We start from the raw sequence: 12827 nt of genomic DNA, 5'->3' as shown, positions 1-12827 counted from the left end.
TTAGCGGACTTGCGCGAGGGTTTCGGCCAGTTCGGGGTAGATCTGTCGGGTGGCATTCATCGCGTCAGCAAAGTTGCCGGTATGCCCGTATTTTGCTTTCAGATAGCGCGCCATGGACGATATATCGTCAAAGCTGCGGTCGGAGGTGCTGCGAATGGCTTCCCAGCCGCCGGACGCGCTGATAGCTGTTTCACGGCCAATGCTCTTGCCGACTTCTGCGCCAACAGTACCGCCAAGGAACCCCCCAACAAACGGAACCTGTTCGAGAGCTTTTTCACCCAGATACGCACCGGCTGCTGCACCAACGCCGGTGCCAACGGTTGACCCGATGTTGGCGTTAATTGCGGAGTTGACCCACTCGGCCAGCACGTCGTCGCTGGTGTAGGGGCTCATGTATTTGCCTTGATTGTCCTTGCGCACCAGTTGTTCGAGGAGCTCTTCCTGGGTTGGAATCCGGATGTTGCCGTTTTCGTCACGGAGTTTGCCGGTATTCGCCGCAGCCAATAACTGGGGGGATGGGGCCTCATTAGTCATGCGATCCACCAACCCCTCGGGGAGGCCAGCGTCCTTGAGCACTTGGTGGTGAGCCCGGGTCATTCCAGTGTAGTAGCCGGACTGAATGGGCTGATTTGGGTAGGCGTTAAGCATCTGAACCAGCAGTTGGTCTGCGTCCACGCCCTGCGCCAATCTGGTTTCAAGGTCGATGCCGCGCAGGTTATCAGGGCCGATCATCCACGCTTGATAGTGAACCGGCAGGAGATCGGTGTAGCCGGGTATATTGCTGTTGGCAGCATGGTAGGCGAGAGTGTCGGTTTCAGGGGCTTGATCGATCAGCTGCAGAATGGCGGAAGGCCGGTAAACGGAGTTTGCGCCGGGGCCGGATAGGTAAGCTGCAATTTCTTCGGTGGTTTGGGGATTAAACCGCTCGAATTCGGTGCGCTGCTGGTCGATGGTGGCCAGAACGTTGTCCCTGTGATAGTCAGTAACGTAGTCTTCGGCGACGGATTTCTCTTCTTCCTTATCGCCCAGTGTACCCAGAAACATCATCGGCGTCGGGAAGTAAACAGAGAAATAGCCGTCGATAGAGTAATTGACACGGCTTTCCAGCAGCGTTTCTCCCTGCCAGGTCAGAGCGAAGACGTCTGCATAAGGTGTTTCGTCCTTGATGGGGACCAGCGTCAGCGTCAAGATGTAGCCAAGAAAGCTCAAACCATTTAAATCGGGTGTTCCAGCCATTTCAGTTGTGCGGGTTACGACAACCTCAGGGACATCAGCGGATTCCGGAACCAGCCAATCAGGACGTTCGTCTCCGACAACGGTGAAGGGGACTGTCCCGGTGCTATAGGATGACGAGGTGGGGGCACTCACACTGTCGGGATCAAATCTGTAGGTTTGGCAGCCCGTAAGCAGGGTTGCCAGAGACAGGCCAAGGAGTGATACGCCTGCCCGTTTGATCGAGGACCGTTTTACCTTTGAGGTGGAACGAGAAGGACTTAATGTCATCCCTGATACCTTATATGTGTTGATTTAGAGGTGGTGTCGATAACAACGACACTCTGTTAACAGGGTAACTGTATAAACAATTTTTAATGACAGTGTTAGGCTCGGAAGGTCGCGAGGCAGGGGATCGAGTTAGAAATACGTCGCGGAAAACAAAGAGTCCGTTGCGTAAGCTATTAAAGCATAAGCCTCTTTTTGGAAAAGAGGCATGAAATATATAGAAATGCAAAAATTTGCAAGATAATGTTAGCCCGCCTGAAGGAAGGTGGTTGGCGGGATCAGTGACAGGCCAAGGACGAACGCTTATGAAGATGCTCGGACAGAACTAATTGCTATCCTCGTCTTCGATTTCGTCCGGGTGCTCTTTCTTGTAGCGCTCCCACTCTTCCCAGTCATGGGGTGTGCCAGCATGAGGGCGCTTCAAGTGCTTTGCGTGTTCCATCGCATTGTGGCGCAGGCTGTGGTCGCGCTCCTCTTCTTCCTCTTCGAAGCCGTACTTCTTCAGGAACTCGGTTGGGCTGATAGGCATCCGGATTCACCTCCGTAACGAATAAGTGCCCGCTTATTCACTAAGATGGCGCTCCGGAGCCGGATTTTCAAGCGTCGTCGGTGTTCGCAGGCTCGCGGCCTTCAGTCGGCGCATCCACCAGATTGAACTGGATCTGCTTTCTTTCGTCGTCGACGCCGGACAAGGTCACAGTCACGGGTTGTTCTAACTGGAACGTACGGCCGTTTTTGTTGTGAACCAAGCGCAACGTAACGGGATCGAAGCTGAACTTACCTTCAAGTGTCTTGCAGCTCACGAACCCTTCCAGGCCGTTGGCCTCCAGCCGTACAAAGAACCCAGCAGGCGTTGTGCGGCTGATCACGCCAGTCATCGAGTCCTCGCCAAGGGTTTTCGCAAAATCGCTCTTGAGCCAGTTCTCAAGGCTGTTGGCAGCCTGACGGGCGCGGATCTGGGTCTGTTGCAGTTCGGCCAGTTGGTCATCGTTGAGCTCGTTCAGCGATTCCTGCCACAGGATCGACTTGATCAGCCGATGCACGTGGAAGTCGCTGAACTTGCGAAGTGGCGACGTGAACGTGGTGTAGGCGGCCAGTCCCATGCCCTGATGGGGGGCGGGCGTGAACGACAGCTCGGCGCGGGCAAGCTGGCGGGAAATAATGGCTTTGACAGGAACCTCTGCGTCCAGCCCGTCGGTCTGCTTCATCAGGTCGCGGAAGCCTGCGGCGCTGGTGGCGTCGATATCGGCGAGCTGTGGGGCATAGCCTTCCAGCAAGGCGCGGACGTTGTCGATGCGGTCGTTCCGCAAACCGGGATGCTGGATAAACAGCCCCTTGTCACGTTGCCCCAGGAAGTCGGCCGCGCAGCGGTTGGCGGCGATCATGCATTCTTCCACCAGGCGATGGGCCTCGTTCTGAACGGAGGGCTCGATCAGCCGTATCCGGCGATTCTCGTCCAGGCGCAGCCGGAATTCGGGGCGGTCGCCGTTCACCAGCGCGTGCTCGTTTCGCCATTTGCGCAGAGCGGTGGCGATCTGGTGGAGCTGGTCGAGGCTGTTGGAAACGGTATCCGGAAGCGCCTTGATATCGTCGTCTTCCCGGCCTTCGATCAGGTTGGAGACCAGTTCATAGCTGAGTTTGCCGTGGGAGCGAATCACTGCCTGATGAAATTGATAGTCGCCGAGGCTGCCATCGTTGTTCACCTGAAGGTCGCAGACCAGTGCCAGGCGCTTGGTGTCCGGCATTAACGAACACAGGCGGGTACTGAGGGTATCCGGCAGCATGGGTAGTGGTTCGCCGGGAAAATAGATGGCGGTGGCGCGGCGGAAGGCCTCCTGCTCGGCAGGGCTGCCCGGCTCGATAACAGCCGTCGGGTCAGCAATGGCAATGGACAGTTTCCAGCCAGTGGCGTTGGGCTCTGCCAGCAGGGCATCGTCCATGTCCTGGGTGCCGGGGCTGTCGATGGTCACATAGGGCTGGTCGGTGCGATCGTCCCGGCCTTCGCTTTTTGCTTCAACGGTTGATTCATCCAGCGCACTGGCCTGTTTCTGCACGGCGTCGGGCCAGGTGTCTGGCAGGTGGAAGGTGGCAACGGTGAGCGCGCGTTCGATGCCGGTATCACCGGCTTTGCCGAGGACTTTCAGGATCTTTGCCTGGCCTTTGCCATCCTTGATCGGATGTTTGTGAATCTGGCAGTAGATGTAATCGTCGGGCTCGGCACCCTGGCGCTCTTTCGGCGGAATGAAGATCCAGCGGTTGATGCCGGGGGTTTCCGGCACCACGAAGTGGCCTTTACCTTTCACCAGATAGCGACCAACGAACGTGTCCAGACTGGTGTCCAGCAGCTCGTCGATCATGCCCTGGGTCTTGCCTTTGTCGCCCTCTTCCTCGGTGATCTTGACGCGGTCACCGGGCAGCACTTTCTGCATTTCTTCCGGTGGCAGGAAGACGTCTCGCCCCTCATCCAGCGCAACAAAGCCGAAACGCCCATTGGTGGCTTTGACGGTACCCGGAAAGACAACCTTGTTTTCCTCGATATTGGTTTTCAGCTGGCGCAACTGGCTGAGGGCGTCGGCATTGAGCATGAACAGAACCTGGCTGGATAAAATTTGAGTGTCGCTGCGGAGTATACCGGTTATGGCGGTATGAGTCAGACCATGTTACGCGGGGTTAATTTCCTGGCCTGATCCATCCGTGATAAGCACTTTATTCCGCCCCTGCTGTTTCACACGGTAAAGCGCCTGATCGGCCTGTCGCAGAATGGTGTCAACGTCGTCACCGGGCTGGCAGAGGTACCCGCCCACGCTAACGGTCACCGGCGTGCCGGTGCGAATGCTGTCCCTTTCGATGGTTTCGCGTATCCGCGCGGCAATCTGGCACAGCGTATCTTCATCGCAGGGCGAGAGCACCACCACGAATTCGTCGCCGCCCCAGCGGCCGGGGTGGTCGTAGGGCCGCACGCCGGCCTTGAGCCACAGTGCCACGCGGCAGAGAATGTCGTCACCGGCCTGATGGCCAAGCTCGTCGTTGATGGCCTTGAAGTGGTCAATGTCCAGCCAGATCAGACCAAAGCCCGTGTTCTGTCGTTTTGCCCGCTGTATTTCTTCATCCAGGGCTTCGTCCAGACCACGGCGGTTCTTCAGCCCGGTAAGGGCGTCAACACGCGCCAGCCTGTTCAGCTCGTCAGTACGTTGCGCAACCTTCCGTTCCAGTTCGCGGGTTGAATGCTCGAGGGTGTCGGTCATTGTCTCGAAATGACTGGCAAGCCGGCCGATCTCGTTGTCCGGTTTTTCCAGGTGCGGAAGCGCAAAGCTGCCACCTCGAACCTTCTCAACCGCACTCTCAAGGCTGACGAGGGGTTTGAGGATGCGCGAACGGATAATCAGATGGAACAGGATCAGGGTGACCAGCAAACTGGTCAGGAACACGGCAACCAGAGGCCATAGGTAACTGCGGGGCAGGAGCGTTTCAAGATCCAGCAGGGTGATCTCGAACCAGCCGATGGCAGGCAGGAAGGCCACGCCAGCCAGGTGTTTTCGGCCGTCCACGGTCACAAAGCTGCTCTCCACGGCACCGGTGGCGCCGCCCCGGTTTTTCAGAAGTTGCAGCATGCCGAGCACCTTCTGCTTGTCTTCCGGGTTATCAAACAGCAGGTCGACGGTGCTTTTCTGGCCTTCGGGTTTGATGATGCTGGCAAAGTCGATGTAGTTGCGGTCGCGGTAGAGCTGTATCGCGCCGTTGTAGTCCACGAACAGGGTGGTGATTCCCTCTTGGTCAATATCCACGATATCTTGCAGGAACGCGTCCAGGTCCAGGCCGGTACCAACCATGCCGACGATGCGATCTTCCTCATCCCGCATTAGCACGTCGATCCAGAGTTTGGTCACACCGAGCTCGGTATCGGGGTTTACGTTCAGATGAAAGTTGCGGCCTTCCTCAATCAGTTGGAAGAACCAGGCATCTTCGGGTTTGTCGGGGTCCAGGATGTAGCGGAACTGATCATTCGCAAATTCGTTGTTGGCATTGTTGTAGTAGTAGCGGCGGGAATCACGGAGGGCGACGAAATAACTGTTGTCGCGGAAATTGCTCCGGAAGCTTTCCATTTCGCGTATGGCGTCGCTTTGTAACGCCTTATCTTCCGGTGAGGTAGCCCAGTTGACCAGCGTGGAGGAGTCGGCCATCTGGCGGGCGAGCCCGATTTCCCGTTCCAGGGATTGCAGCAGGCGGGCGCTGTCATAGCGCACCTGTATTTCGGCAACCTGCTGCCCCCAGCGCTCGATGATGTCGTCTGAAAGCTCACGATACGCGAGCCAGGAGGCGACTGAGGCGATGATCATCAGAGCCGCTGCCAGGCCCAGTAGTCGGGTTTTCAGGCTCAAAAGCTTTCCTTATGCACAGTCTGGATCTATCTGGAAGGTATGATAGAGCAGGCATGGCAAAGTGTGTAGGAAAACTAGTTGTGTTCTGCGAAGACTTTGGTCTGGCCGCTGTCGTTGAACATCAACACCTGATAGTGGTCCTTGCGATCCCCCACTTCCATGCCGGGTGAGCCAGCCGGCATGCCGGGCACCGACAGACCCTTTGCTTTCGGGGCCTGGGCGATCAACCGGTGAATGTCGTTGGCGGGCACATGACCTTCAATCACATAGTCGCCAACAAACGCGGTGTGGCAACTGGCGAGTGACGGTGTCAGGCCGGCGTCGATCTTTATCGGATTCAGGTTATTGGTTTCAGTGACTTCCACCTTGAAACCGTTTTCCTTCAGGTGGTCCACCCAATCCGTGCAGCAACCGCAGGTCGGTGACTTGTAGACATGGATGTCTTTCAGCCCGTCTTCGGCCTGTAACTGACCGTTCAAGCCGACGGTTGCGACGAGGCCAAGGGCCAACAGTTGTTTTTTCATGATGTTACCTCAATGATGATGGCTGTGATCGTGGTTTGGTTCTCCGCCGCCAGAGGGTGACAACCAGAACCACCAGACGATGGCGGCCATCAGGATCAGTCCTCCGGCATTGACCAGAAGTGCGTTCATTGGTTCCCCTCCTTGCCTGCGTTACTGGTGGTTTTGAACAGTCGCAGCCGGTTGGCGTTGGTAACGACCGTGACCGAGGACAGCGACATCGCGGCGCCGGCCAGTATTGGGCTCATCAGAATCCCCCACAGTGGGTAAAGCAGTCCGGCCGCGACGGGTATGCCCAACGAATTGTAGGCAAAGGCGCCGAACAGGTTCTGATGGATGTTGCGTACCGTGGCCCGGGATATCTCAATGGCGTCGGCAACGCCGTGGAGAGAGCCCCGCATCAGCGTAATACCGGCGCTTTCAATGGCGACATCGGTGCCGGTGCCAATGGCAAAGCCAACGTCCGCCGCTGCAAGGGCAGGCGCATCGTTGATGCCGTCGCCTACCATTGCCACGGTATAACCTTTGCCCCGCATCTCGCTGACGATGGTGGCCTTGTCTTCCGGCAGAACTTCAGCGCGGTAATCGTCGATCCCGGTTTTCTCGGCGATGGCCCTGGCGGTGCCGTCGACGTCGCCGGTCACCATCATCACCCGGATGCCGGCGTCGTGCAGTCGCCGTATGGCGGCTTCCGAATCCTGTTTCACCGCATCGGCAACGCCGACCACCCCCAGGGCTTGATTGCCCAGGGCCAGGAACAGTGGGGTTCCGGCCTCGGCGGTGATGGCATTGGCCTCCTCCTGCAGTTCGGCCAGATCAATGTTCTCGCTCTCCAGCCAGCGGCGGTTGCCCAGGCGCGCGGTTTGTCCATCCAGCTCGCCCTGCACGCCTTTGCCGTTGAGGGCTTCGAAGCGGGTGACATTGTCCGGCGTTGCCCCTTGGTCCTTCGCCTTCGCCATAATGGCTTCGGCCAACGGGTGCTCCGAGTGTTGTTCCAGACCGGCGGCCAGGGCCAGCAACCTGCGGGTATCGCCGTCGGTGGCATGAAAACGGGTGACGGCCGGGTGCCCCTCGGTAATGGTGCCAGTCTTGTCCAGGATCACCAGATCCAGCTTGCCGGCCGTCTGCAGGGCGTCCCCCTGGCGAATCAGTGCGCCGTATTCGGCCGCCTTGCCGACGCCCACCATCACTGACATAGGCGTGGCAAGCCCAAGGGCACAGGGGCAGGCGATGATCAGAACTGTTGTCGCGGCCACCATCATGTGAACCACGGCCGGTTCCGGCCCGACGTTGTACCAGACCAGTGCCGATACCACGGCAATCAGCATCACGCTGGGTACGAAAATCGAGGAAATCCTGTCTGCCAGGCGGCCGATAGCGGGCTTGGAGCCCTGGGCCTTTTTCACCAGACGGATGATTTGTGCGAGGGCAGTTTCGCTGCCCACGCGGGTGGCCTTGTAGATAATGGAGCCGTGGGTGTTGATGGTGCCGGCGGACACTTCGTCGCCTTCGCCCTTGCTGACAGGCATGGGCTCGCCGGTGAGCATGCTTTCGTCAACGCGGGTGCTGCCTTCGGTAATCTCCCCGTCCACCGGGAGTTTTTCACCCGGACGAACGCGGATGTGATCACCCGCCCGAACCTGCTCCACCGGCAGGTCTTGCTCCTCGCCATCACGGATTACGCGTGCGGTTTTGGCGCGCAGATCCAACAGCCGGCGCACGGCTTCCGAGGTCTTGCCCTTGGCGCGAAGCTCCAGTGCCTGCCCCAGATTGATCAGGCCGATAATCATCGCTGACGCCTCAAAATACACGTGCCGTGCCATTTCCGGCAGTGCATCCGGGATGCTGGCTACCGTCATGGAATAGACCCAGGCAGTGCCGGTCCCCAAGGCGATCAGCGTATCCATGTTGGCATTGTGGTGCCGGAACGCTTTCCACGCTCCGGAGAAAAAGTGACCACCGGTGACAGCCATGACGCCCAGGGTGACCACGCCAAGGGTCAGCCAGATCGGTTGGTTCTCGCTGGTCACCATCATGGTGCCGAAACCCATGCCCCAGATCATCAGGCCGAGACCGAGTCCCAGACTGACAGCCATCTTCACCAGCAGGGTCTTGTACTGCTTACGATCCTCCTCCTGCTTGCGGTCGTCCGCCGCGTCAGGGTCTTCGATTTGGCTGGCTCCATAGCCGGAGCTTTCCACCGCCCTGATCAGAGCCTGAGGGTCAGCATGCCCGGTCGCTGTGGCAGTTCGGTCGGCCAGGTTCATGTGAGCGCCGGTGATGCCGTCCACCGACTTCAGGGCGCTCTCAATCGTATTCACGCAGGAGGCACAGTTGGCGCCGGTAACGGCCAGTTGAATCTGGCCGTCGTTCAAATCGGTTTTCTCATTCATCGAGCCTTACTCCTTCCAACCGTCGTCCGGCAGGGATTCATCCCAATGTTCAATCAGCCTGCAAATCGTGTGTCCGTCCGGTGTGCCGTCCGGCATATCCTGCCAGGCGGACAGCGCGGCGGTCATACGACTACGCAGTTGCTGTAACTCGGCAATCTCACGCTCCACTTCCACCAGCCGCTGCTGGAACACGTCCCGCACCATCGGGCAGGGTGAATGATGATCATCTGCCTGCTCCAGAATCTGTCGTATTTCCGGCAGTGAAAATCCGAGTTGCCGGGCTTTGCGGGCAAATCGTAACCGCCGCAGGTCTTCAGAATCGTATTGCTGGTAGTTGTTGTCCGGGTTCCGCGTGGGCTTCAGCAACCCCTCACGGGTATAAAACCGAACGGTGTCCGGGTTAACCCCGGCGCCAATAGCGATTTCTTTGACTTTCATAACGTTGCCGGCCATTCCGAACGTCGAACAAGTGAGTGGAAGGTATCTGTTTCCAAAACTGTGCGGAGCCATGGATGGCGGAGCCCAAGCGTCACATGGATGTGCCGCAGGAGCGTGTTTTGGAAACAGATACCTTTCAATCACGAACAGGCACCCAATGTCGGGTACCACCAGGCATTGCATTAGGAATAGACTAAAACCTATGAGCTACTCACAGGTCAAAGGTTTTTCAGGAAGAGTTTTTAGCGCGCAGGAAAGTGCCACAGGCTTTGCACTGGTCCGGGGCCATCAGCTTGGCCTGCCAGCCAATCTTCTGCCGACAGGCGGGACATGCAAGACGCAGTTGCAGAATGATAATGGGGGTAACTAAAGCGGCAATCAGAAGTCCCAGCGGCCCCCAGCTGTCGCCACTGGACAGCCCGAGCTGGCTGCTGAAGACCAGAACAATGACCAGCGAGAAGAACGCGAAAATAAAGTAACGCTTGTTCCAGGCTTCCCACCGTCGCAGACGGACATCCTGTTCCGCCGTCAGATACTTTGAACTCATGAGGCCACACCTTGAAAATGAATACGGCAATAGTGGTGAATTGCGGCACTCATTTCAATCAGCTACCAACCGGCGTGTCGATATCCAGCAAACCAGCGCTCAGCGCTCGCTCCAGTTCACCTGCCGGAATCGGGCGGCTGATCAGGTAACCCTGAATCAGATCGCAGCGGTGATTCTTGAGGAAAGTCAGCTGCTCATGGGTTTCCACGCCCTCCGCCACCACCTGGATGCCCAGGTTATGGGCCAGGTTAATCACCGCGCGGGTAATCACTGCGTCGTCGTGGCGCTCGGTAACGTCGGTAATGAAGGAGCGGTCGATCTTCAGCAGGTCCACTGGGAAATCCCGCAGGTAACCCAGCGAAGAGTAACCCACGCCGAAGTCATCAATGGCCAGGTGCATGCCCAGCTTGTGTAGCTTGGTCAGCTGGTTCAGGTTGTGCTCGATATTCTGGATGAAGATCTCTTCGGTCAGCTCCACCTCCAGCCGGCTCGCGGGAACGCCATTGCTTTCCAGCGCTTCCTGGATATGGTCGACAATGCTTTCGTCATCCAGTTCGCGCCCAGAGAGATTCACCGCAATGCGCAGATGGGAGTAGGGGCCTTTCTGCCATTTCGCCAGTTGCCGACAGGCGGCCATGACCACCCAGCGACCAATGTCGGTAATGCGGCCGCTTTCCTCCGCCAGGGGAATGAAGTCCACTGGTGGCAACAGGCCACGGCGAGGATGCTGCCAGCGTATCAAAGCCTCCACGCTGTTGATGGACGAGTCGTTGAGATCCAGTTGCGGTTGGAAATAGAGCACGAACTCGTCGTTGGCCAGCGCGTGGTTAAGATCCTTGTCCAATTCCAGGCGCATGACCTCCCGGTCCTGCATGCCCTCGGTGTAGAACTGATAGGTGTTGCGGCCCTGTTCCTTGGCGCGGTAGAGCGCCACATCGGCATTGCGCAGCAAGGTATCGGCATCCAGGCCGCTTTGAGGATAGACAGCCACGCCCATAGTGGCAGTGATACTATGTTCCTCACCCTGCACGGCAAACGGCTCTTCGAAGCATTGCTTGATCTGGCCCAGCAGATTGATTACATCATCAATGTTTTCAACATGCTGCTGGCACACCATGAACTCATCGCCGCCGGAATAGGCCACCATCACTTTTTCGTCGCTCAGGGCATTCAGGCGTTCAGCGACTTTGATGAGCAGTTCGTCGCCGAATTGATGGCCGAGAGAATCGTTGAGCGTCTGGAACCGGTCCAGGTCGATCATCACCAGCGCTGCCTGGCGCATCTGACGGTCGGCGATGCTTAGGGTGTGCGCCATGTCTTCCATGAAAAAACGACGATTGGCGAGGCCGGTCAGCGCATCTGTGGTTTCCAGGCGAGCGAGATCTTTTTGCACCGCCTGACGTTGGCTGATTTCCGCATCCAGCTCCCGGCGGGTTTTCAGCAGTGCATGGTTGCGCTTGAGAGTCAGCTGCACCAGGAGTGTGGTAAGGCTGGTCAGCAGGCCCATGAACAGCATGACGATGAAGGTCACAAATGGCCAGCGGCTGCGTTGTTCCTCGACCCACGAGATGGAGGGGGTTACCGCCAGTGTCCAATCAAGTGTTGGCAGGTCAACATCCAGGGTGCGGGAAAACCTGGAGTCTGTTTCCATGGAATCGTTAAGCACATAGGCGGGTTCGCCTTTTTCCCGGATTTCGATGTGGAAGGAGGTCAGGGCGCGGTTGGAAAGCATGTAATTAGCCAGGGTTTCCATCCGGAACACACCGGCAATAAAGCCGTTGTTGGCGTTGCCGGTGAATATGGGCGCGTAGATGACCATACCCTTGCCACCCTGCTTCAGGTTCACAATGCCGGAGATATCGAGGTTCCCCGTGGTCTGTGCCTCAAGCAGTGATGCCCGTCGTTCCGGGGAGAAGGCCACATTGAAACCAATGGCGTCTTCGTTACCTTCGATCGGCACCATCCAGCGGATGACATAATCGCGGTCAATCCACTCGATCGCCTGGTAGACGCCAAAATCTGACAGGTATCGGCGGGCGTCTTGCTCCCAGATCTCTTTTGGCGTGTCCGGTAGGGCTTCAAATCGTTTCGCCATGCGGCTGATGGAGTTTGCGTGAACACGGAATTCCCGCTCCAGCCGCTTTGCCATGGAACTGGCTTCGCTGCCAAGATTGGACTGGATTTGGGTGTGGTCCTGTTTTTCGATGCCGTACTGCAAAACCAGGGCGATTCCCAGAAACACCAGGAAAATCAGTGCCGGAAATGCCGGGTTCAGCAGTCCCCTCACGAACAGGGTTAGCGCCGATGCAGGTTTGTCCACAAAATGCTCCGGTTGATGAGGTGAGTGACTAACATATCGGCCGTATTCATCTAATTATGAGGGATAAACGCTATGATCTGTTACCAATTGCTGAATCCTTCCCTTCAGTGAAATTCCGAAAGCGCCATCCGGCAACGGATGGTGAATCGCTTGCTGCTCTTCGGTTGTCGGGTTTGCCAGGTCAACGATTCGGGGAGGGACCGGCTTTTTGTTGGCATCCATCAGTATCTCAATCCTGGGTTTGAGTTTTTTACCCGGGTGCACGGTCACGATAAGGGCCACTTCCCCGCTGTTGAGCTCCACCAGTGTTCCAGGTGGATAAATGCCCACCATGCGAATAAAGGCTTCTACCATGTCAGCATCGAACTGCCGGCCGCGATTGCGGTATAGAACGCGGATGGCGTCAGATGCCGGAATTCCGTCGCGGTAGCAGCGGTCACTGGTCATGGCATCGAACGCGTCAACGATGGAGACCAGTCTGGCAAAGCGGCTGATCTGCCATTCCTCCAGTTGTTGCGGATAGCCGCGGCCATCCAGACGCTCATGGTGGTGACGGGTCACGTCCCCGATAATCGGATCCAGCTTCGGGTCAGAGCTCAGCAGCTCATAGCCGAACGTCGTGTGCTGTTGCATGATCGCATATTCAGCCGGGCTCAGAGCGCCAGGTTTATTAAGAATTTCGTCAGGAACCTTAAGCTTGCCCAGGTCGTGAAGCAGTCCGCACATACC

General features: G+C 57.5%; 10 protein-coding genes. All 10 read right to left on the bottom strand.

Translation table 11 applies throughout. The features are described from left to right. Positions 1-1236, bottom strand: coding sequence for a carboxyl-terminal protease-like protein (locus AXW11_RS10670; RefSeq protein WP_258955209.1), 1236 nt, complete (start codon positions 1234-1236; stop codon positions 1-3). 589 nt (positions 1237-1825) lie between these two features. Beyond that, positions 1826-2029 carry a hypothetical protein gene (locus tag AXW11_RS10665; protein WP_085678484.1) on the bottom strand — a complete coding sequence of 68 codons (204 nt, stop codon included), beginning with the start codon at positions 2027-2029 and terminating at the stop codon, positions 1826-1828. A gap of 67 nt (positions 2030-2096) precedes the next feature. Further along, a complete protein-coding gene (locus AXW11_RS10660) occupies positions 2097-4085 on the bottom strand; it encodes a ribonuclease R family protein (RefSeq protein WP_091643120.1) in 1989 nt (662 codons plus the stop codon). A gap of 75 nt (positions 4086-4160) precedes the next feature. Beyond that, positions 4161-5879 (bottom strand): sensor domain-containing diguanylate cyclase, encoded by a 1719-nt coding sequence (locus AXW11_RS10655; protein ID WP_075194687.1) that lies wholly within the window; start codon positions 5877-5879, stop codon positions 4161-4163. Between the two features lie 74 nt (positions 5880-5953). Next, entirely contained in the window at positions 5954-6403 is a 450-nt protein-coding gene (locus tag AXW11_RS10650; RefSeq protein WP_036211433.1) for a DUF411 domain-containing protein, read from the bottom strand. A gap of 125 nt (positions 6404-6528) precedes the next feature. Beyond that, positions 6529-8793, bottom strand: a complete 2265-nt coding sequence (locus AXW11_RS10645) for a heavy metal translocating P-type ATPase (RefSeq protein WP_051947086.1) — start codon at positions 8791-8793, stop codon at positions 6529-6531. A 6-nt stretch (positions 8794-8799) separates the two neighbouring features. After that, positions 8800-9231 (bottom strand): MerR family transcriptional regulator, encoded by a 432-nt coding sequence (locus AXW11_RS10640; protein ID WP_036212011.1) that lies wholly within the window; start codon positions 9229-9231, stop codon positions 8800-8802. A 229-nt stretch (positions 9232-9460) separates the two neighbouring features. After that, entirely contained in the window at positions 9461-9778 is a 318-nt protein-coding gene (locus AXW11_RS10635; RefSeq protein ID WP_091643123.1) for a hypothetical protein, read from the bottom strand. Positions 9779-9836: 58 nt separating this feature from the next. After that, positions 9837-12098, bottom strand: coding sequence for a bifunctional diguanylate cyclase/phosphodiesterase (locus AXW11_RS10630; RefSeq protein WP_091643126.1), 2262 nt, complete (start codon positions 12096-12098; stop codon positions 9837-9839). Between the two features lie 54 nt (positions 12099-12152). Then, positions 12153-12827: HD-GYP domain-containing protein (locus tag AXW11_RS10625; RefSeq protein WP_286792259.1), on the bottom strand; the 675-nt coding region annotated here is incomplete at its 5' end.

The sequence above is a fragment of the Marinobacter sp. Hex_13 genome, assembly GCF_001566815.1.
In the GTDB taxonomy this organism is placed as follows: Bacteria; Pseudomonadota; Gammaproteobacteria; order Pseudomonadales; family Oleiphilaceae; genus Marinobacter; species Marinobacter salarius.
This window is presented reverse-complemented; position numbering and strand designations above follow the sequence as displayed.

What these genes read in the sequence shown, in the direction of transcription:
- AXW11_RS10670 (WP_258955209.1), bottom strand. Translation starts at nt 1,236, where the DNA reads ATGGCTGGAACACCCGATTTAAATGGTTTGAGCTTTCTTGGCTACATC.
- AXW11_RS10665 (WP_085678484.1), bottom strand. Translation starts at nt 2,029, where the DNA reads ATGCCTATCAGCCCAACCGAGTTCCTGAAGAAGTACGGCTTCGAAGAG.
- AXW11_RS10660 (WP_091643120.1), bottom strand. Translation starts at nt 4,085, where the DNA reads ATGCTCAATGCCGACGCCCTCAGCCAGTTGCGCCAGCTGAAAACCAAT.
- AXW11_RS10650 (WP_036211433.1), bottom strand. Translation starts at nt 6,403, where the DNA reads ATGAAAAAACAACTGTTGGCCCTTGGCCTCGTCGCAACCGTCGGCTTG.
- AXW11_RS10645 (WP_051947086.1), bottom strand. Translation starts at nt 8,793, where the DNA reads ATGAATGAGAAAACCGATTTGAACGACGGCCAGATTCAACTGGCCGTT.
- AXW11_RS10640 (WP_036212011.1), bottom strand. Translation starts at nt 9,231, where the DNA reads ATGAAAGTCAAAGAAATCGCTATTGGCGCCGGGGTTAACCCGGACACC.
- AXW11_RS10635 (WP_091643123.1), bottom strand. Translation starts at nt 9,778, where the DNA reads ATGAGTTCAAAGTATCTGACGGCGGAACAGGATGTCCGTCTGCGACGG.